General features: G+C 67.3%; 20 protein-coding genes. 7 read left to right on the top strand and 13 right to left on the bottom strand.

Features of this window, described 5'->3' with window-relative positions; all coding sequences use genetic code 11:
* Window positions 1-31: 31 nt before the first annotated feature.
* The 5 genes from lepB (at window position 32) to recO (ending at window position 3,566) form a co-directional block, all read left to right on the top strand.
* Window positions 32-829 (top strand): signal peptidase I, encoded by a 798-nt coding sequence (gene lepB, locus AC4PTB_RS16300; RefSeq protein ID WP_492190911.1) that lies wholly within the window; start codon window positions 32-34, stop codon window positions 827-829.
* Window positions 826-1,512 carry a ribonuclease III gene (rnc, locus tag AC4PTB_RS16295; RefSeq protein WP_492190910.1) on the top strand — a complete coding sequence of 229 codons (687 nt, stop codon included), beginning with the start codon at window positions 826-828 and terminating at the stop codon, window positions 1,510-1,512. Before lepB ends, rnc begins: the two co-directional genes overlap by 4 nt.
* Window positions 1,509-2,420 carry a GTPase Era gene (gene era / locus AC4PTB_RS16290; protein WP_492190909.1) on the top strand — a complete coding sequence of 304 codons (912 nt, stop codon included), beginning with the start codon at window positions 1,509-1,511 and terminating at the stop codon, window positions 2,418-2,420. The genes rnc and era overlap by 4 nt, the downstream gene beginning before the upstream one ends.
* Window positions 2,421-2,422: 2 nt before the next feature.
* Window positions 2,423-2,758: a DUF1491 family protein gene (locus tag AC4PTB_RS16285; RefSeq protein WP_492190908.1), complete on the top strand. Its 336-nt coding sequence runs from the start codon at window positions 2,423-2,425 to the stop codon at window positions 2,756-2,758.
* 85 nt (window positions 2,759-2,843) lie between these two features.
* The gene (recO, locus tag AC4PTB_RS16280; RefSeq protein WP_492190907.1) at window positions 2,844-3,566 is read left to right on the top strand and encodes a DNA repair protein RecO; all 723 of its coding nucleotides are present in this window, start codon (window positions 2,844-2,846) and stop codon (window positions 3,564-3,566) included.
* Here the strand turns inward: recO and AC4PTB_RS16275 are convergent.
* The 4 genes from AC4PTB_RS16275 to AC4PTB_RS16260 form a co-directional block, all read right to left on the bottom strand.
* A complete protein-coding gene (locus AC4PTB_RS16275; protein ID WP_492190906.1) occupies window positions 3,557-4,060 on the bottom strand; it encodes a GNAT family N-acetyltransferase in 504 nt (167 codons plus the stop codon). The genes recO and AC4PTB_RS16275 overlap by 10 nt on opposite strands.
* Window positions 4,061-4,106: 46 nt before the next feature.
* Window positions 4,107-5,750 carry an acyl-CoA dehydrogenase family protein gene (locus tag AC4PTB_RS16270; RefSeq protein WP_492190905.1) on the bottom strand — a complete coding sequence of 548 codons (1,644 nt, stop codon included), beginning with the start codon at window positions 5,748-5,750 and terminating at the stop codon, window positions 4,107-4,109.
* Between the two features lie 191 nt (window positions 5,751-5,941).
* Window positions 5,942-7,042, bottom strand: coding sequence for a Hint domain-containing protein (locus AC4PTB_RS16265; protein WP_492190904.1), 1,101 nt, complete (start codon window positions 7,040-7,042; stop codon window positions 5,942-5,944).
* 7 nt (window positions 7,043-7,049) lie between these two features.
* The gene (locus tag AC4PTB_RS16260; protein ID WP_492190903.1) at window positions 7,050-7,667 is read right to left on the bottom strand and encodes a Hint domain-containing protein; all 618 of its coding nucleotides are present in this window, start codon (window positions 7,665-7,667) and stop codon (window positions 7,050-7,052) included.
* Between the two features lie 277 nt (window positions 7,668-7,944).
* Here AC4PTB_RS16260 and dapE point away from each other — a divergent pair, with 277 nt between their 5' ends.
* On the top strand, window positions 7,945-9,084 hold the full coding sequence (gene dapE, locus AC4PTB_RS16255) for a succinyl-diaminopimelate desuccinylase (protein WP_492190902.1): 1,140 nt from the start codon (window positions 7,945-7,947) through the stop codon (window positions 9,082-9,084).
* Window positions 9,085-9,253: 169 nt separating this feature from the next.
* Window positions 9,254-13,102 carry an EAL domain-containing protein gene (locus AC4PTB_RS16250; protein ID WP_492190901.1) on the top strand — a complete coding sequence of 1,283 codons (3,849 nt, stop codon included), beginning with the start codon at window positions 9,254-9,256 and terminating at the stop codon, window positions 13,100-13,102.
* Window positions 13,103-13,144: 42 nt separating this feature from the next.
* Here AC4PTB_RS16250 and AC4PTB_RS16245 read toward each other — a convergent pair whose 3' ends face one another.
* From AC4PTB_RS16245 to rsxA, 9 genes are all read right to left on the bottom strand, one after another.
* A complete protein-coding gene (locus AC4PTB_RS16245; protein WP_492190900.1) occupies window positions 13,145-13,423 on the bottom strand; it encodes a hypothetical protein in 279 nt (92 codons plus the stop codon).
* A 72-nt stretch (window positions 13,424-13,495) separates the two neighbouring features.
* Window positions 13,496-14,521: an FAD-dependent oxidoreductase gene (locus tag AC4PTB_RS16240; protein ID WP_492190899.1), complete on the bottom strand. Its 1,026-nt coding sequence runs from the start codon at window positions 14,519-14,521 to the stop codon at window positions 13,496-13,498.
* Window positions 14,522-14,553: 32 nt separating this feature from the next.
* On the bottom strand, window positions 14,554-14,811 hold the full coding sequence (locus tag AC4PTB_RS16235) for an RnfH family protein (protein WP_492190898.1): 258 nt from the start codon (window positions 14,809-14,811) through the stop codon (window positions 14,554-14,556).
* Window positions 14,808-15,539, bottom strand: a complete 732-nt coding sequence (locus tag AC4PTB_RS16230) for an electron transport complex subunit E (RefSeq protein ID WP_492190897.1) — start codon at window positions 15,537-15,539, stop codon at window positions 14,808-14,810. Before AC4PTB_RS16230 ends, AC4PTB_RS16235 begins: the two co-directional genes overlap by 4 nt.
* A gap of 11 nt (window positions 15,540-15,550) precedes the next feature.
* A complete protein-coding gene (rsxG, locus tag AC4PTB_RS16225) occupies window positions 15,551-16,204 on the bottom strand; it encodes an electron transport complex subunit RsxG (RefSeq protein WP_492190896.1) in 654 nt (217 codons plus the stop codon).
* Entirely contained in the window at window positions 16,201-17,280 is a 1,080-nt protein-coding gene (locus AC4PTB_RS16220; protein WP_492192651.1) for an RnfABCDGE type electron transport complex subunit D, read from the bottom strand. Before AC4PTB_RS16220 ends, rsxG begins: the two co-directional genes overlap by 4 nt.
* Before the next feature lie 2 nt (window positions 17,281-17,282).
* Complete coding sequence (gene rsxC / locus AC4PTB_RS16215; protein ID WP_492190895.1) at window positions 17,283-18,842, bottom strand: electron transport complex subunit RsxC; 1,560 nt, start codon at window positions 18,840-18,842, stop codon at window positions 17,283-17,285.
* Complete coding sequence (locus tag AC4PTB_RS16210) at window positions 18,839-19,414, bottom strand: RnfABCDGE type electron transport complex subunit B (protein ID WP_492190894.1); 576 nt, start codon at window positions 19,412-19,414, stop codon at window positions 18,839-18,841. The genes rsxC and AC4PTB_RS16210 overlap by 4 nt, the downstream gene beginning before the upstream one ends.
* A 20-nt stretch (window positions 19,415-19,434) precedes the next feature.
* Window positions 19,435-20,016, bottom strand: coding sequence for an electron transport complex subunit RsxA (gene rsxA / locus AC4PTB_RS16205; protein WP_492190893.1), 582 nt, complete (start codon window positions 20,014-20,016; stop codon window positions 19,435-19,437).
* Window positions 20,017-20,329: the final 313 nt, after the last annotated feature.

Here is a 20,329-nt window from a genome sequence, read left to right as displayed (position 1 = left end):
AGGAAGACAAGGTTTCAACAAGAGGCAGAGCATGGCCAGCAAATCCGAAGGCGGCATCGGCGAAATGGCGCGGACGCTGTTCTGGGCGCTCATCATCGCGGGCGTCTTCCGCACGTTGTTCTTCCAGCCGTTCTGGATCCCCTCGGGCTCGATGAAGGACACGCTCCTGATCGGCGATTTCCTCTTCGTCAACAAGATGGCCTATGGCTATTCGCGCTATTCCTGCCCCTTCTCCAGCGCCGATTTCTCGCCCTGCCCGATCGAGGGGCGCATTCTGGGCGGTGAACCCGAGCGCGGCGATGTCGTGGTGTTCCGCCATCCGATCCGCAATGTCGATTTCATCAAGCGGCTGATCGGCCTGCCGGGCGACCGCATCCAGATGGTCAATGGCGTGCTGCAGATCAACGGCGCCCCGGTGAAGCTGGAAGACGGCGGCACCTTCTCGGAAGTGTTCGAACCGCAGGGCCCGGAGAAGCGCTATCCGCTTTGCCGCAACGAACCGGTGGGCGAGGGCGGCGATTGCCAGTCGCAACGGTTCATCGAAACGCTGCCGAACGGCGTCAGCCATTCGATCCTGAACACCTTTGACGGCACCCGCGCCGACAACACCCCGGTCTTCACCGTGCCCGAGGGGCAGTATTTCTTCATGGGCGACAACCGCGACAATTCCGAGGACAGCCGCTTTGCGCAAAGCATCGGCGGCGTCGGCTTCGTTCCGGCGGAAAATCTGGTCGGCCGCGCCGACCGGGTGATGTTCTCCTCGGCGGGCAAATCGCTGTTCTTCTTCTGGACCTGGCGGGCGGACCGCTTCTTCAAGGCGATCGAATGAAAGTTGCGGCAGACCTCTCTGCCTTCATGGACCGGCTCGGGCATCGTTTCGCGACGCCCGAGCTTCTCGTTCGGGCGCTGACCCATTCCTCGCTCGGTTCGGCCACCCGGCCCGACAACCAGCGGCTGGAATTTCTGGGCGACCGGGTGCTGGGGCTGTCGATGGCCGAGGCGCTGTTTCACGCCGATAACCGGGCGTCCGAAGGGCAGCTGGCGCCGCGGTTCAACGCTTTGGTGCGCAAGGAAACCTGTGCCGCGGTCGCCCGTGACATCGATCTGGGCGCGGTGCTGAAACTCGGCCGCTCCGAGATGATGTCGGGCGGGCGGCGCAAGGAGGCGCTTCTGGGCGACGCGATGGAGGCGGTGATTGCCGCTGTCTATCTGGATGCCGGCTTCGAGGTGGCGCGGGCGCTGGTGCTGCGGCTTTGGGCCGGGCGGATCAGCAGCGTCGACAGCGATGCCCGCGATCCGAAGACGGCGCTGCAGGAATGGGCGCAGGCCCGCGGCCTGCCGCCGCCGCGCTATGAAACCCTGGGCCGCGAGGGCCCCGATCACGCGCCGCTATTCCGCATCGCGGTGGTGCTGGCCTCGGGCGAGACCGAAGAGGCGCAGGCCGGATCGAAACGCAACGCGGAACAGGCCGCCGCAAAGGCCCTTCTGGAACGGTTGGAGAGAGGCGCATGACCGAAGAAACCCACGCCGGATTCGTCGCCCTGATCGGCGAGCCGAATGCCGGGAAATCGACGCTGCTCAACCGCATGGTGGGGGCCAAGGTCTCGATCGTGACGCATAAGGTGCAGACCACCCGCGCCCGCATCCGCGGCGTCTGCATGGCGGGCAAGGCGCAGCTTGTCTTTGTCGACACCCCCGGCATCTTCCGGCCGCGGCGCAGGCTGGATCGCGCCATGGTCTCGGCCGCCTGGGGGGGCGCGGCGGATGCCGATATCGTCGTTCTGCTGATCGAGGCGCATCGCGGCCTGACCGAAGGCGCGAAAGCGATCATCGAGGCGCTGAAAGCGCGCGAGGGCACGCAGCCGGTGGCGCTCGCCATCAACAAGATCGACCGGGTCAAGGCCGAACGCCTGCTGGCCCTGGCCGAGGAAATGAACGCCGCCTTCCCCTTTGCGAAAACCTTCATGATCTCGGCCGAAAAGGGCTATGGCGTCGAGGATCTGCGCGACTGGCTCGCGTCGCAGGTGCCGGTTGGCCCGTGGTTCTACCCCGAAGATCAGATCGCCGATCTGCCGATGCGGATGATCGCCGCGGAAATCACCCGCGAGAAACTGACCCTGCGCCTGCACGAGGAATTGCCCTATCAGCTGACGGTGGAAACCGAGCGCTGGGAGGAAAAGCCCGACGGCTCGGCCCGGATCGACCAGATCATCTATGTCAGCCGCGATGGTCACAAGGGCATCGTGCTGGGCAAGGGCGGTGAGACGATCAAGGCGATCTCCACCGCCGCGCGCGCCGAAATGGCCGAGTTCATGGGCCGCCCGATCCATCTGTTCCTGCAGGTCAAACTGCGCGAGAACTGGCAGGAAGAGGCCGAGCGCTACACGGAAATGGGTCTCGACTTCAAGGACGGCGACTGAGGATGCAACCGCGTCTGCGTGCCGAACTTTGGGTGCGTGCCTATCTCAAGCGGCTGGAACTGAACAACATTCCAGCCTTCATCGCGGCGCGGGGTCAGCCTGACTCGGGCGCCGTGATGGTCAAATGCGCGACGCTGGACGGGCTGGCGAAACTCTACACCCGCACCTTCGATTATGAAGCCGATTGTGACATCTGGACCGTGCTGACCGAAGGCCCCGAGGCCGAGGTGGATCGAAGCATCCGCAAGCAACGCAGCTTCGACCCGGACCTTTGGGTGATCGAACTCGAAGCCCGCCACGGCCGCACGCTTCTGGATGAAGACGGCCTGAAGGACTGACCTCGGCTTTCCCTTTCATCTTGCCTCAAATATCCTCGGGGGGGTCCGGGGGGCAGACAGCCCCCCGGCCTGCGTCACGGGCACCATGGACTGGCAAGACAGCGGCACCATCCTTTCGACCCGCCTGCATGGCGAAAGCTCGGCGATTGTCGAGGTGTTCACGGCCACGCATGGCCGACATCTGGGCGTCGTCCGCGGTGGCGCCTCGCGCAAGATGGCGGCGACGCTGATGCCCGGGTCGCATGTGGCGGTGGCCTGGCGGGCGCGGCTGGAAGACCAGCTGGGCAGTTTCACCGTCGAACCGCTGGCCTCGCGCGCGGGCGCGCTTTCCGACCGGCTTGCGCTGATGGGGCTCAATTCCGTCTGCGCGCTGCTTTCGTTCGTGCTGGCCGAACGCGCGCCGCATCCGCGCCTTTACGCCGCCACCGAACCGCTTTTCACCGTCATCGGACAGGCGGCCGAGGGCTGGGTGGTCGATTACCTGATCTGGGAAATGGCGCTGCTGGAAGACCTTGGCTTCGGCCTCGATCTGAGCCGCTGCGCCGTCACCGGCACCCGCGACGATCTCGCCTTCGTCTCGCCGCGCACGGGCCGCGCCGTCAGCCGTCAGGGCGCGGGAGATTGGGCGCCGAAACTGCTGCCCTTGCCCCTGTGCCTTTTGGGGCAGGGGCCTGCAACCTGGGGGGAAATCGCGCAGGGCTTGCGGCTTACCGGCCATTTCCTGACCCGCTTCGCCGAGGATCACAGCCGCCGCGCCCTGCCCGAGGCGCGCAACCGGCTGATCGCGGCGATTGCCCGTCAGGGCTGAGGCCGGTCGTCCAGTTTCAGCTGCATCCACAGCAGATCCAGCCAGCGGCCGAATTTCTGCCCGACCTGCGGCATCAGCCCCACCGCCTCGAAGCCCAGCCGCTGGTGCAACACCAGCGAGCCGGCATTCCCCGCCTCGATCGCCGCCACCATCACATGCAGCCCCCGCGCCCGGGCGTGCAGGATAAGCGCCGAAAGCAGCGCCCGACCGCGCCCGCCGCCGCGCAGATCGGCGCGGACATAAACCGAATGTTCGACCGTGCCGCGATAGCCGTCAAAGGCGCGAAACGGCCCGTAGCTGGCATAGCCGACGACCTTCGCCCCTTCCTCCAGCACCAGCACCGGAAAGCCCGCCTGTTGCCGCGCCGCGATCCAGTCGATGCGGTCGCGCACACTCACCTCGACCTCGTTCCAGATCGCCGTCGTCGTGCGCACGGCGTCGTTGTAGATCGTGGCGATCGCCTGCGCATCCTCGGGGGTGGCATCGCGGATCATCGGATTCTCCTTGCGAAAACGGGGCCCGAAGGCCCCGTGTCAGCGCTCAACCCAGCAGGCGGCGCGCGATCACCTGCGCCTGAATTTCCGCCGCGCCCTCGAAGATGTTCAGGATGCGGGCGTCGCACAGGATGCGCGAGATCGCATATTCAAGCGCGAAGCCGTTGCCGCCGTGGATCTGCAGCGCATTGTCCGCCGCCGCCCAGGCGACACGGGCGCCGAGCAGCTTCGCCATCCCGGCTTCCACGTCGCAGCGGCGGCCATTGTCCTTTTCCCAGGCCGAGAAATAGGTCAGCTGCCGCGCGATCATGATTTCGACCGCCATCATGGCGAGCTTGCCGCCGACGCGGGGAAACGCGATCAGCGACTTGCCGAACTGCTTGCGGTCGATCGCATAGCGCATGCCGATTTCGCAGGCGGCCTGGGCCACGCCAACGGCCCGCGCCGCGGTCTGAATCCGCGCCGATTCAAAGGTTTCCATCAGCTGCTTGAAGCCCCGGCCGGTCTCGCCGCCCAGCAGGTTCTCGCCCTTGACGCGGAAGCCGTCAAAGCCGAGTTCATATTCCTTCATGCCGCGATAGCCCAGCACTTCGATCTCGCCGCCGGTCATGCCTGGGGTGGGGAAGGGGTTGTCATCCGTGCCCGGGGTCTTTTCGGCGAGGAACATCGACAGGCCGCGCCAGTCGGTGGTGTCAGGCTCTGTCCGCGCCAGAAGCGTCATCACATGGGTGCGCTGCGCATGGGTGATCCAGGTCTTGTTGCCGGTGATCACCCAGTCGTCGCCGTCCTTCACCGCGCGGGTGCGCAGCGAGCCCAGGTCCGAGCCGGTGTTCGGTTCGGTGAAGACCGCGGTGGACAGGATTTCCCCCGAGGCAAGGCCCGGAAGCCACTTCTGTTTCTGCTCTTCGGTGCCGCCGCAGAGGATCAGTTCCGCGGCGATTTCCGAGCGCGTTCCCAGCGAGCCGACGCCGATATAGCCGCGCGAGAGTTCCTCGGTCACCACGACCATCGAGGCTTTCGACAGGCCCAGCCCGCCGTATTCTTCCGGGATCGTCAGGCCGAAGACGCCCAGTTCCGCCAGTTCCTCGATGATCTCCATCGGGATCAGCTCGTCCTTGAGGTGCCACTCATGGGCGTTCGGGATCACCCGTTCCTCGGCATAGCGGTGGAACTGGTCGCGGATCATCTCCAGCTCTTCATCCAGCCCCGAGGCGCCGAACAGCGCCCGGCCCTGATTGTCCTGCATCAGCGCCACCAGCGCCATCCGCGCCGCATCGGTGTTGCCCCGCGCCATCAGTTTGCGGGCGGCCTCGGACGGCGTCCAGCTGACGCCCAGATCGGTCAGACGCGCCACTTCGATCTGGCTCATCGGGATGCCGCCGGCGATCTGGTTGAGATATTCGCCAAAGCCGATCTGCAGGATCAGGCTTTCCATCTGCCCGAAAGCCCCCGCCTCGGCGACCCGCCCGGCCCAGCCGCGCAGCTGAATGAGCGACTGGTTGTAAGTCGCCAGCCAGGCCAGCGCATGGGCGGTGAACTGATCTTCCTCAAGCGCGGCATTCGACACCTTGCCGCCGCGGCTGACCTTGGTTTTCAGGGCTTCGGTCGCCTGCGCCGTCAGTTGCGCGATCTCGGGAAGGGTGGCTTCGGTCAGCGCAAGCAGGTCGGCCAGAAGGATCTTGTCGGTCATGTCAGCCTCATCGACGCCGGGATTCGGCGGGTTTCTGCAGGTGCAGCCTGCTTAGGTATTTTGCAGGCGCAGCGCAATAATAATTCGCGACGGATACGCGACAAGACCGAATGTGTCGTGGGGAAATTTTTCTTTTCAGACAGTCCTGTTCAGACCGTCCGGGCCGGGCCATCGGGTTCGGCTTCCCCGGTTCAGGCCGCCACGGAACCGCGCCGCCGCCGCCGTTCGGCCGCCAGCGCCCGCGCCTCCTCGGGGGTCAGCGCGCGATGCGCCGCAATGCCATGCACCGGCAAATCCATCCGCGCCACCAGCCCCGAAAGCGCGGTGGTCTTCGCCAGCGCGGGGGTGCGGGCCAGACGGCCGATGTGCAGGCTTTCCACGCGGCAGCCGTCGGCGATCAGCAGATGGTGCCCCTGCAACAGCAGCCCGTGCCAGCTCAGCACGCAGGGCCGGTCGGGCTGCTGCGCGCTGATCCCGTCCACCAGATGATGCGCGGGAACCAGAACCTCGGCGTCGCCAAACAGCGCCTCGACGGCAGCGCCGCGCAGCGCGACGCGGTGCTGCGGCAAAAGCCACAGATCGCGGGTGGCGCCAAAGGCGGGGGCGCAGAGCCGCACCGGCCGCAGGCTGCCCAGCGCAGGCAGGGCGATCCGCCCCGACCACAAGAGCGGCTGCGGCCCGGCATCGGCGGTCAGCACCAGATCGCCCGCCTTCAGGCTGGCGGCGGGGCATTCGCCTCCGGGCGTGGCGATGGGCGTTGACGGCGCGAAACAGCCGCCCGGACCGACCGGCTGCATCTGGCTGCCGAAGGCCAGCCATTCGACGCGCGGGCCGATCTGCGCCGGGCTGCGGCCCTTGGCCAGCGCGGCCAGTTCGGCGCGCGACAGCGGCATCGCCCCCGTGCCGACACGCTGGCGGATCTGCCCGCCGTCGATCGTCTCCAGCGTCAGCCGGGTCTCGTCGGTCCTGCAATCCCAGCTGAAGGTCAGCCGCATCCGTCCGCCCGCGGCGCAATCCTGCGCGATATCCAGCGTCAGCGCCTGCACCGCCGCGCCCTGCCGCTGCACCAGCGTCAGCACGCCCTGCGCATCAAGCGAGATCGACAGGAACCAGGTCCAGCCGGTCTGCTCGCCCAGATGCAACAGCGGCAAGGGCCCGGTCTCGCCCGGCAGCAGCGCGAAATCCAGCATCAGGCTGCCCCGCCCCAGCACCGCGGGCAAGGCACGGTCAGACAGCCGCACCGGGCCGTGTCCGGTCAGATGCGCCGCAAACCAGCCATGTTCCAGCATCATCGCCCCCTCAGATCACCAGCTTGCGCATCATCTGCGACTCCTGCAGCCGCAGCATCCGCGGCGCTCCGGCCTCGGGCTGCGCCTCGCCCGGGATCGGACGCGGACCGGGGCGGAAGCATTCCACCGCCATCCCCTCGGCCAGGACCATATGGGCGCAATCGAAGACGAGGCGGACATAATCGACCATGCCGCCCGGCTGGCGCGAGACCATCTCGCCATCGACCAGCGTGCGGGCCGCGACCAGAACCTCGGCCTCGCCGAAAAGCATCTCCAGCACCGGATCGCGCACCAGCACGCGCTGCTGCGGCGCCACCAGCACCGGACGCTCGGCGCCATGCGCGCCCGCGGCGAAACGGATCGGCGCCTCGCTGCGCAGGGCGGGCAGGCGGGTCCGCTCGACGCGGAGCACCGGCTGCGCCCCGGCCTCGCGGGTTGCGACCATGTCGCCGGGGTGCAGCGTCTCGACCCGGCGCAGCCCGGTCGGGGTCTGGACCCGGGTTCCGGCCGCAAACCCTTCAAGCAGGTTCGGCGCCGCCACCTCTGCCGCCCGCGCGCCGAAGATCGACTTCGCGATCTGCGCCGCCGCTGCCGAGGGATCCAGTCCCAGAACTCTGCCAAATGCCATCTCTTGCCCCATATGCCTGCCGGCAAAGCCTCATCGAGCCGGGAAATCCCGTCCGTTCCGGCCATCCGGCCGCAGTGGGGGGGGCGATTCTGCCCTGCTCGTGTGCCCTGCCTCGGGTCGTCCTGATTTTGTTCAACCGTAGGTCAGCTTAACCCCCCTTGGAAACGAAATTTTCCGTGATGGCGGGGGAGCGGGGCCGGGGTGACCCGGGGGCAACACCGGTTGTTGCGCGGGGGGGAAAGCGGGGCTAAGCCAAGGCATCGCACAGGAGCAACCGATGACCCTCGACCCCGTTCAACTGACTGCCGATCTGATCCGCTGCCCCTCGGTCACGCCCGCCGAGGGCGGCGCTTTGGTGCTGCTTGAACGGGTGCTTTCGGCGGCAGGCTTCACCTGTACCCGGGTTGACCGCAACGGCACGCCCAATCTGTTCGCGCGCTGGGGGGCGAAGGGGGTGAAGACCTTCGGTTTCAACGGGCACACCGATGTCGTGCCGGTGGGCGATGCGGCGGCCTGGACGCAGGAGCCGTTTTCCGGCGCGGTGATCGACGGCGTGCTCTGGGGCCGCGGCGCCACCGACATGAAATCGGGCGTGGCGGCCTTTGTCGCTGCCGCCGTCGATTTCGTCACCACCACCCCGCCCGAGGGTGCGCTCATCCTGACCCTCACCGGCGACGAGGAAGGCCCGGGCAAGGACGGCACCGTGGCGCTGCTGGACTGGATGAAAGCGCAGGGCGAGGCGATGTCGGTCTGTCTGGTGGGTGAGCCGACCTGCCCGGAAACCCTGGGCGACATGATGAAGATCGGCCGTCGCGGCTCGATGACCCTTTATCTTGAAGTCGAGGGGGTGCAGGGCCATTCCGCCTATCCGCACCGGGCGAAAAACCCGCTGCATGCGCTGGTCGACCTTTTGGGGCGGATGACGGCGGAAGCGCTGGACCGCGGCACCGCGCATTTCGAACCCTCGACGCTGCAGATCACCACGATCGACTGCGGCAATCCCGCGAACAACGTGATCCCGGCGAAGGCGCGGGCGACGGTGAACATCCGTTTCAACGATGCCCATACATCGGCGACGATCGAGGATTGGGCGCGCGGGCTGATCGCGGAAATCGAGGCGGAAACCGGCACCCGCGTCACCCTTCGCGCCGAGGTTTCGGGCGAAAGCTTCCTGACGCCCCCCGGCGCCTTCGTCGAGTTGGTCAGCCGGGCGGTGGTGTCGGAAACCGGGGTCGTGCCGGTGCTTTCGACCTCGGGCGGCACCTCGGATGCGCGTTTCGTCAAGGACCATTGCCCGGTGCTGGAATTCGGTCTGGTCGGCAAGACCATGCATCAGGTCGATGAACGCATCGAAGTGGCGCAGATCACCCGGCTGAAGGCGATCTACGCCCGCTGCCTGCGCGATTTCTTCGCCTGAGGCGCATCGAGGCCGCCGATCTGGTCGCCGATTTTGCCGATGTGCAGACGACCTGATGCGGTTTTTGCCCGGAAAAGCGGGCAAGAGGCGGATTTTCGATATCTTCGAAGTGTATCTTTAAGGATTTGCGTCGAAATCTGGGCATCGAACCGGTTTCAACGAGGCATCCATGTCTGCAGATCTGGCGCAGCTGCACAGCCTGCTCGACGGGTTTCCCGGCGCGGCGCTGGCCGTGTCCGATGCGGCCCGCGTGCTTTGGGTCAATGCCGATGCGGCCCGCAGCCTTGGCCCCGCGCAGTGCGCTGGCGCCCGGGTCGAGACGGTGTTTCCCGGGGCTCTGGGCCTCCGCATTGCCGAGGGTGTCACCGCCGCGCAGGGCACCGGGCTTGCGCAGCGCTTCGCCCTCGATCCTGACGCCCCGGTCGCAGGGGCGGGGGCAGGGCGGCCGGTCGAGGTGACGATCTGGCCGGTCTGTCTGCAGGGCGGCGCGCGGGTCTGGCTGGTGCAGATCGCGGCGCCGCTGGCCCCCTCCGGGGGCGGCGAGCGCCCGGCGCAGGCGACGCGGCTCGCCGAGGCTCTGGCCGAGGCGCAGGCCGCCCGCGTCGCCGCACAGGCCACCGCCGATGCGCTGACGACGGCGCTGATCTGCGGCGAGACCGGGGTCTGGTCGATCTGCGCCGAGCTGGGCGAGGCCTGGATGCCCGACGAATGCTATCGCCAGCTGGGCTATGCGCCCGGCGATTTCATCCCCGACGAAATCGGCTGGCGCAGCCTGTTCCACCCCGACGATCTGGAGGCGGCGATCGCCCGGATGCAGGATCTGATCTGCGACCGGACCGCAGTCTTCACCGCGGATCACCGGCTGCGCCACAAGGACGGCAGCTATCACTGGTATCGCACCGTCGCGCGCAAGATCGACCGCTCCGACCGGGGCCTGCCCTTCCTTGTCAGTGGCCGCTTCTCTTGCATCGACGAGGCGAAAGCGATCGAGCAGCGCTTGTCCGACGCGCTGGCCGATGCGCAGAAAAGCCGCGCCAAGGTCGAGGAACGCGGCGAGCTTTTGCGCACCTCGGCGCTGTGCGCCGGGATCGGCTCGTTCAGCGTCTGCCCCGATCTGGAGATCGGCTGGACCCCGGACGAGACCTACCGCCTGTTCGGCCATGAGCCGGGGGCCTTCGCCCCGACCGATGCGGGCTGGCGCAGCCAGATCCATCCCGAGGATCTGGCCTCGGCCGTGGCCGAAATGGAAAAGCTGAAATCCGGGGCCGGCGATATCTACATGCATGAACATCGCTGCCGTCATGCCGATGGCAGCTATCACTGGTATCGCGCCATCGTCCGCCGTGTCGATCGTTCGGACCGGGGTCTGCCCTATCTGCTGGCCGGGGTGATCATCTGCATCGATCAGAGCCGGGAAACCGAACTCCGTTTGGCCGAGGCGGCGGAACGGGCGCAGCAGGCCCGGGACCGACTGGACACGCTGGCCGACAATGCCCCGGGGGCGCTGTTCGAATATCGCCACAATGCCGACGGCTCGGTCGACATCCCCTATTTCAGCGCCAAGCTGCCGATGATGCTGGGCGTCGCCCCCGAGGCGATCGTGGCGAATGGCGTGAGTGTCTTCACCCACATGCCGAAGCAGATGTTGCCGGAGATCTTCGACTGGATCGAGGAGTCGCGGCTGAACGGCACCCCGTTCGAGCACCGGTTGCCGGTCGATCACCCCGATCGGGGCCGGATCTGGCTGACCGTCTCGGCGCTGCCCTGCAACCAGCCGGACGGGGCGACGATCTGGTTCGGCAACGTCTTCGACATCACCGAACAGATGAACATGATGCGCGAGGCCGAACGCTCGGCCGAGGCGGTCCGCCGCGCCCATGACCGCATGGTCACCATGGCCGAGAACTCGCCCGGGGCGATTTTCGAATGGCAGCGCGACGCGGGCGGCCAGTTCAGCTTCGCCTTTTTCAGCGCCGTCCTGCCGGATCTGCTGGGCCTGAGCCGCGATGTGCTGGAAGCGGACGGGGCGGCAGTGTTCAGCTGCATGCTGCCCGAGGACATCCCGTCGGTGCGGGCGGCGGTGGCGCAGTCGGCCGAGACCCTGACCCGGTTCGAGGTTCTGCACCGGATCCGGCACCCGGACCACGGCCTGCGCTGGCTGCATGTCTCGGCCAGTCCCTTCCCGCAGGAAAACGGCACCATCGTCTGGTATGGCAATGCGATGGATGTGACCGATCAGATCGAGGCGAAAAGCCGCGAGGAACAGACCGCCCTGGCGATGCATCAGGCGCATGAACGCCTGGCCTCGATCGCCTCGATTGCGCCGGTCGGGCTTTACGAATTCCGCCGCGATGCCGATGGCAGCACCTCTTTCCCCTACGCCAGCCCCTATCTGGAGGATATGCTGGGCGTGGGCTACGGGGTGTTTTCGCGCGTCGCCTCGACCGACTATCTTTTTGCCAATGTGCATCCCGATGATCGGCCCGATTTCATGACGGCGCGGGGCGACAAGGCGACCAATCTGGAACTGTGGAACCAGCGCTTCCGGGTCCGCCATCCAACCCGGGGCGAGATCTGGCTGGCCAATTCCGCCACGCCCAAGGCGCAGCCGGACGGGTCGGTGGTCTGGACCGGGGCGCTGCATGATGTCACCGCCGATGTCGCGCGCGAGGCGGAGTTGCGCCGCGCCCATCTGCTGGCCGAAAAGATGCGTGCCGAGAACGAACGCCAGGCGCTGCATGACGGACTGACCGGGCTGCCGAACCGGCGCAGCTACGACAATGTCCTCGCCCGGCGCATCGCCGGGGCGGCGGCGGGCGGTCCGCGCGACGGCGTGCTGATCCGGGTCGATCTGGATCACTTCAAACATGTCAACGACACGCTTGGCCATGAGGCCGGGGACCTGGTGTTGCAGCGCGTCGCTGATGTGCTGCGCGCCGAATTGCGGGTCGGCGATTTCGCGGCACGGATCGGCGGCGACGAATTTTCGATCATCCTCGCGCCCGGTCAATCGGGCGGCCATGCCCGCGAGGTGATCGAACGGATGCAGGCCAGCCTGTCGGAACCCTTGTGGTTCGAGGGGCGGCAATGCCGGTTCGGCGCCTCTTTCGGCGTTGCCGAGACCGAGGATATCGCGGCCATGGGCTCCGAGATCCAGCTTTTCGCCGATGCCGCGCTCTATCGCGCCAAGGAGGGGGGGCGGAACCGGATGGAGTTCTTTACCCCCGAGCTGCATCAGAACATCCTGTTCGACCGCAAGCTGGCGGTGGAGATTCAGGAGGGGCTCGACCGCGGCGAATTCGTGCCGTTCTTCCAGTCGCAGGTCTGCGCCCGCAGCGGTCGGCTGACCGGGGTCGAGACGCTGTTGCGCTGGCGCCACCCCGAACGCGGCCTGCTCGCCCCGGATGCCTTCATGCATGTAGCGGTGCAGTTGCGGCTGGTGTCGGAAATCGACCGGGTGATGATGGAGAAAACGGCCGCGGCCCTGAGCTTCTGGCAGGCGCGGGGGCTGACCGTGCCGAAGATCAGCTTCAACGTCTCTTCGGGGCGGATGCATGATCCCGATGTGGTGCGGGCGGCGCGGGCCATCGCCGAGGGCGAGACCCGGGTGACCTTCGAACTGCTGGAATCGATCCTGGTCGAGGAGGAGAGCGAGGTGTTCCGCTTCCATCTCGATGCGCTGCGCGAGGCCGGGATCGAGATCGAGATCGACGATTTCGGCTCGGGCCATGCCTCGATCATCGGGCTGATGCAGATTGCCCCCTCGGCGCTGAAGATCGACCAGCGCATCGTGGCCCCGGTGGCGCGCGATCCGCGGTCGAAAAATCTGGTCCGGGCGATCGTCGAGATTGCCGAAACGCTGGGCATCGCCACCGTTGCCGAAGGGGTCGAGACCCGGGCGCAGGCCGAGATCCTGCGCGATCTTGGCTGCGACGTGCTGCAGGGCTTTTTGTTCTCGACGCCGCTCTCGGCCGAGGATTTCGCGCAGATCTGCACGCAGGAGGTGCGGCGCGCCTAGCGCGCCCGCCGCGGGCAGGCGCGTGAGACGGGGTTCAGCCCCTCAGTGCCTGAAGCGGCGCACCAGCGCCCAGATCCCCAGCAACAGGCCCATCAGGATCGCATTCGTCACCAGCCCGATTGCGGCGGCGACCAGGAACCAGACGTTGCCATTCGGCAGCAGGAGCGGGATCAGCAGCGCGACCAGAACCAGCCCCGCCGCAAGCGTCGGGATCTTGCCCAGCCGGTCCGCAAGCCGCGGTTGCAGTGCAATCACCCCGGCCAGCAGGATGAGACGCAGCGGGTCCCCGATCTGGGTGATGAAAATGTCGACAAGTCCCAAGGCGCTCCTCCCTCTGAGCCTGATGACGCGACATTAGGCGCCGCCGCCCCTTTCGCCAAGAATTTTCCCGGCTCAGGCTTGTGCAAGTGTTGCCGCCGCAACCGAGAGCCGGGCGCCATCGAGCGTGCGGGCCGCGCCCTTGCGCGCATCGCCCAGCACGACGGCTTCGCTGCGCAGCATCGAGCGGCCCCGCGCGTCGCAGGGACACCAGCCCGAGGCATCGACGAGACCCGCCGTCTGCGCAATCGCCCCCGCCACATGCGGCGGTACGAAGTTGATCACATCGGCGCTCAGACGCCCGGCCGCGGTGTCGATCCGGCCGGTCCGCGCATCGACGGCCTGCACGCTGGCGCCCTCGGCGGCAGTGATCCAGGCCACCTGCGCCGCAATCCCCTGCAGCCGTTTTGCCAGTGCGAAGGCCTGCGCGAGGGCCGGAGTCGGCGTCGCATCCAGCACCGTCAGCCGCGCCGCCGGGCGGGTGGCCGCCAGATGCCGGCTCAGCATCAGGGCGCGGTGCAGCGCCACCTGCGGATGGCTCAGCTCTGCGGGCAGGCGCAGCACGACATGACCGGCCTCGGGCAGGGCGGCGAGCTGCGCCGCCAGCCGCCGCGCCTCGCGCGCATTGCCCCAGGCCGCGGGCATCGCATAGCGGGCTTCGGCATCAAGCCCCGCGATCGCCTCGGCCCGTGCCGTCGTGCCGGGGGCAAGATAGAGCCGGTCAAAGGCGGCATCGCGGCCGGAAAACAGCGACAGCCGCCCCGCCGTCCAGTCGACATCGGTGACATCGTCGAGCATCACCTCGATGCCCTGCGCCTTCAGCCGGGCCAGCGTCGCCGCGGTTTGCGGCGGGCCAAAGGCGGTGGCAGCCGCGTCGCCGGTTTCCCGGGCCAGCCGGGTCGGGTCGCGTTCCAGAAGCGCCACCCGCAGCCCCGGATGGGCGGCGCGCAGCGCCAGCGCCGCCCCGGCCCCGGCGGGACCGGCGCCCACGATCACGGCGCGCTCGGAAGGGCCAAGGGCAAGGCCGATCCCGCCCGCGGCGGTAACGGCGGCGGTGGCGAACAGGCCGAGGGTGACATGGCGGCGGCTCAGACGGGTCATCGGAAGTCTCCTGACGAAAGGGGGGAGGGCGGTCAGCTTTTCTTTTCCAGCAATTCGGCTTCGGGATGGATCGGGCGGTAGATCTCGACCCGGTCGCCTGCCTTCAGCGGCTTGTCGAGCGGGCAGATCTGCCCGAAAATGCCGATCTTCTGCCGGCTCAGATCGATCTCGGGGAACTGGTCGAGCAGGCCCGATTTCTCGATCGCGTCCCGTGCCGTGGCGGTGTCCGGCACATCGACATTCTTCCAGACCTGCACGGTCGGCTTGGCATAGGCGACACCCACGATCATGCCTCTTCTCCGGTTTGCGGTTTCGGTTTCAGCACGCCCGCGGCGGTGAACACGCGTTCGGTGCGCCTTTGCTTGAGTTCCTGCTCGATCGTCGGCTTGCGGGCATCGATGACGCGCTTGAGCGCGAAAAGCCCCCCCACCACCAGAAAGCCGCCCGGCGGCAGGATCATAAGCAGAAAGCCCGGGTAATCGGGGAAGACCGTCAACTCCATGAAGGCGAAATGCGGCCCCAGAAGCAGCGAGGCCTGGGCGAAAAGCGTCCCCGATCCAAGGATTTCCCGGATCGCCCCCACCGTCACCAGCGCGAGCGTGAAGCCAATCCCCATCATCAGCCCGTCAAGCGCCGAGGCCAGCACGCCAAAGCGCGAGGCAAAGGCCTCGGCGCGGCCGAGGATGGCGCAGTTGGTCACGATCAGCGCGATGAACAGGCCCAGAACCTTGTGCAGATCGTGCAGAAAGGCGTTCAGCGCCAGATCGACCACGGTCACGATGGCGGCGATGATCAGGATGAAGGCCGGAATGCGGATTTCGGGCGCGATGGTCTTGCGCAGGGCGGAAATCACCACGTTCGACAGGATCAGCACCACCGTCGTCGCCAGCCCCATGCCCAGGCCGTTCGTGGCGGTGCCGGTGATGGCCAGCGCCGGGCAGAGCGCCAGCATCTGGCCCGTCACGATGTTCTTGTCCCACAACCCGTCGCGGGCGATCTTGGCGTAATTTTCCGACATCGGCGCGCTCCTCAGGATTTTTGCGGCAGGGGGGCGGTCAGCGCCGCCTTGTTGCGGTCAAAGAAGGTCAGCCCGCGGGTGATCGTCCTGACGACGGCGCGCGGCGTGATGGTGGCGCCCGAGAACTGGTCGAACACGCCACCGTCCCGTTTCACCTTCCAGTTTTCGGGGGCCGGATCCCGCAGCGACTTGCCGGTGAAGCCGAGGATCCAGTCGTCCTTGGCCAGCTCGATCTTGTCGCCCAGACCCGGGGTCTCGGTATGCGACAGCACCCGCACGCCCAGCAGCGTGCCATCGGGGGCGATGCCCAGAAGCACCCGGATCTGGCCGCTGTAGCCGGGGCCGGAAAGTTCATAGGCAAGGCCGGTCACCGCGCCCGCCCGGGCCGCGACATAGACCTTGACCGTGCCTTCCGTGGCGTCGCTGACCGGGCGCATCGCAGCGGCCAGATCATTGTCGTGCAGATCCCGCGGGATCACCTGTTCGAGCGAGGCGGCCAGATCCTCGGCGGCGCGGGCGGCGATCGGCGCCGAGGTGCTGTCATTGGCCGCGGCCAGCAGCACCGCGGTGACCAGCGCAAAGAGCCCGAGCATGATCCCATGCGCCAGCGGCGAGGTCTTGAACCAGGGCCGTTTCGGCTTTTCGGCGGGGGGCGTGTCGGTCATTTCTGCGCTCCCTTCGCGGGTTTGGCGGCGCCAAGCGGCTTGCCGGTGCGGGACCGTCCGAAGATCCGCGGCCGGATGTAGGTTTCGATCAAGGGCGTCACCGCGTTCATCAATAGCACCGCGAAGGCCACGCCCTCGGGGAAGGCGCCGAAGGTGCGGATCACGAAGATCAGCGTGCCGATTCCGATGCCGTAGACCCATTTGCCTGCGGTGGTGACCGGCGAGGTGACGTAATCGGTGGCGATGAAGAAGGCGCAGAGCATCGTCGAGCCCGAGGTCAGATGCAGGATCGGCGGCGCGAAACGGTCCGGCGCGAAGAAGGAGCAGACCGCCGACAGCGTGGCCAGCGTGCCCAGCACCGCCAGCGGGATCGTCGGCGTGATGATCCTGGTGACCAGCAGCAAAAGCCCGCCCAGCGCCAGAAGCAGGGTCGAGGTCTCGCCGAGGCTGCCGGGCACGAAGCCCAAGAGGCGGCTTTTCAGATCGGCGAGCGTCGGCAGGATCTCGTCCATCGTCGCCCCGGCGCCGATCTGGCTTTTGATGTGGCTCAGCGTTGAGGCGCTCGACACCGCGTCGAACTCCTGCGCGCCAAGGAAGGTGATCGACAGCCCGTGCAGGAACGAGGGGCCGTCGAGCAGCCCCACCGGCGCGACCCAGGTGGTCATCTGCACCGGCAGCGCGACGACCAGCATGGCGCGGGCGACCATCGCCGGGTTGAACAGGTTCTGGCCGAGACCGCCGAACAGGTGTTTCGCGATGACGAGGGCGATGAAGGCCCCGATCACGCCGACCCACCAGGGCGCATAGGGCGGCAGCGTCATCGCGACGAGCCAGCCCGACAGGATCGCCGATCCGTCGGTGGCAAAGGGCCGGATCGGTTTCTTGGCGATCCAGAGGCAGGCGACCTCGAAGACCCAGGCCGAGATGACCGTGGTCAGGAACAGGAAGATCGCGGGCCAGCCGAATTGCCACAGCCCGAACAGGGTGGCGGGGGTCAGCGCCGCCACCACCGTCAGCATCGTGCGGGAGACGGTGAACAGCGTATGGGTATGCGGGCCCGCAACGGGCATCTGCATGGTCACGGCGTGGCCTCCCCCTGGACGGAGCCTGTCGCAGGCAAAGGCATGGCCTGCGCTGCGGCGGCCTCTTCCTCTGCCTTCTTCTTCGCGGCCATCTCGGCCTTGCGTTTCAGCATCATCTGTTTCTTGGCTTCAAGGATCGCCTCCTCGCGGGCCTTGCGCGCGGCGGCGAGGCGTTTGGTTTCCTCCTGCTGGTGCTTGCGGCTTTGCCGCTCGGCCAGCTTGCCGCGGGCGTAGTCGAAGGCCTGCAACAGCGGGATGCCCGAGGGGCAGGCATAGGCGCAGGAGCCGCAGGACATGCAATCCATCAGCCCGACCCGGGCCGCGCCTTCCAGATCGCCCGCCTGGATCTTCGCGTTCAGATCAAAGGGCGTCAGCCCGTTCGCGCAGGCATCGACACAGGAGCCGCAGCGGATGCAGGGCATCTGCGCGCTTTTGCGGGTTTCGGACGCGGTCATGGCCAGCACGCCGCAGGTGCCCTTGACCACCGGCACGCGCAGGCTGGCGACCGGATGGCCCATCATCGGCCCGCCCAGAATGACCCGGTCCACCTCGCCGACGAAGCCGCCGCAGCAGTCGATGATGTCGGAAATCGGCGTGCCGATCAGCACCTTGAGGTTCGAGGGCCGGGCGACGCCACGCCCCGAGACGGTGATGATCCGCGAAATCAGCGGCTCGCCATAGCGCACGGCGAGGTGGACGGCATGGGCGGTGCCGACGTTGTAGACCAGCACGCCCATTTCCGCGGTGCGGGCACGGGCGGGCACTTCCTTGCCGGTGACGGCCAGCACCAGATGCTTGGCCGAACCCATCGGATATTGCGCAGGCACCACCTTGACCGAGAACGGGATGCCAAGGGCGGTTTTGAACCGGCGCAGCGCGGTGATCGCATCGGGCTTGTTCGCCTCGATGCCGACGACGATCTGCTTCACCCCGATCGCCCGGCCCATGATGCCCGCGCCATCGACGATTTCCTCGGCGTTTTCGCGCATCAGCCGGTCATCGCAGGTCAGATAGGGCTCGCATTCCGCGCCGTTGAGAAGCAGTGTCTCGACCGCATGGCGTTTGCGCTGGTTCAGTTTCACCGCCGCCGGAAAGGCCGCGCCGCCCAAGCCCACGATCCCCGCCAGCTCGATATGTGCGGCGATCTCGTCCGGGTCGGCCATCTCGGGGCGCAGACGCGGCAGGTGGGGACCCCATGTATCCGCACCATCGGGGCGGAGCGTGATCGTGGCCACCGGCAGCCCCGAGGGATGCGGCGCGGTAAAGGCGCCCAGCGCAATCACCCGCCCCGAGGTCGGGGCATGGATATTGGCCGACATCGTGCCCCGCGCCTTGCCGATCAGCTGGCCTTTCAGCACGTAATCGTCGCGGCTCACCAGCGGCTCGGCCATCGCGCCGGAATGCTGTTGCAGCGGCACGCGCAGCAGCGGCGGGATCGGCATCGGCCGGGTTTCGGCTTCCGAGGTCAGCGCCTTGCGGTATTCCGGATGCACGCCGCCGCGCACCGTGCCCCATGTCGAAGGTTTCAGAATATTCGAAAAAGAAAGAAAGCTCATGCTGCATGCTCCGCGGATTGCGCCCGGGCGGCGGTGGCAAAGGCGAGGTCGGGCTTGTCCCAGAACCAGTTGTTCAGGGTCTTCGGCTTGACCCGCGCCACGATCGCCTCGGTCGGGCAGACCTCGATGCAGGCGTCGCAGCCGATGCAGGCGTCCATCACCACGGTATGGATCTGCTTGGCGCCGCCGACGATCGCATCGGTCGGGCAGCGCTTGAAGCATTTCTGACAGCCGGTGCAATGATCCTCGAAGACGAAGGCGACCATCGGCTCGATCTCGGCGACCGGCCCCGCCTGCGCGTCGTCCTCGACGGGGACGATCTCGGCCAGGGCCAGCGCCACATCGCGCCCGCCCGGGGTGCAGGCGGTCAGGGGCGCGTTGCCCGCGGCCATCGCCTCGGCCAAACCGTTGCAGCCGGGAAAGCCGCAGGCGCCGCAATTGGTACCGGGCAGGATCTTGCCGATTTCCTCGACGAGCGGCGGCGTCTCGACATGGAACTTGCGGGCGGCGGCGCCGAGCAGGTAGCCCAGCCCGAGCCCGAGGGCCGACATGGAAACGGCGGCGGTGATCATGGCGGGTCTCCTTTCGACGATCAGACGTGGACGAGGCCGGCAAAGCCCATGAAGGCGAGGCCCAGAAGCCCTGCGGAGACGAAGGCGATGGGGGTTCCGGCGAAGGCGGCGGGTACCGACAGCTGCGCCAGCCGTTCGCGCATCCCCGCGAAGATCACCAGAACAAGGGTGAAGCCGACCGCGGCGCCAAAGCCGCTCAGCGTGCTCATCGCAAGGCTCAGATGGCCCTGGATATACATCAGCGGCAGGCCCAGCACGGCGCAATTGGTGGTGATCAGCGGCAGGTAGATCCCCAAGGCCTTGTGCAAGTCCGGGGTGACCTTGCGCATCACCGTCTCGATGAACTGCACGATCGCGGCGATGACAAGGATCATGCTCAGGATGCGCAGGAACTTCAGGTCAAGCGGTTCCAGGATCAGCGCCTCGACCAGCCAGCAGGCGGCCGAGGCGACGGTGATGACGAAGGTTGTGGCCAGCCCCATGCCGATCGCGGCATCGGTCTTGCGCGAGACGCCCATGAACGGGCAGAGCCCGAGGAATTTGACCAGCACGACGTTGTTCACCAGCGCCGTGCTCAAGAGGACGAGAAGGAAGTCTTGCATCGGTCTCCCCGGTTGGCTGTGCCGTCGCGCCGGTGATCGGGCGAGAGGCTTCATCGGGGTTCCAGCAAGGCCCGTGCCAAGCGGGTGGGTCGCGACCTCTCGCGCCCGCCTGCGTCCGGGCGCGTGCCCGCCCGCGCGCGCATCCGCCCCCGCGCCCGCGATAAGGATGAGCGCGCTCTCGCCGCCGCGGCAAAGTCCGCCGATTTCCGGGGGAAATCGCCCCGATCACGGCTTCGAGAGCCGGTTTTCCGCATGTTTTCGCCGCTTTCGCCGCATTGTCGGATTTCCGACAATTTGTCGGGGCCGGGCCGCG

Source organism: Rhodobacter sp. 4.3.4 (assembly GCF_058724655.1).
The sequence above is the reverse complement of the archived record's forward strand: the minus strand, read 5'-3'. Positions and strand labels throughout refer to the sequence as shown.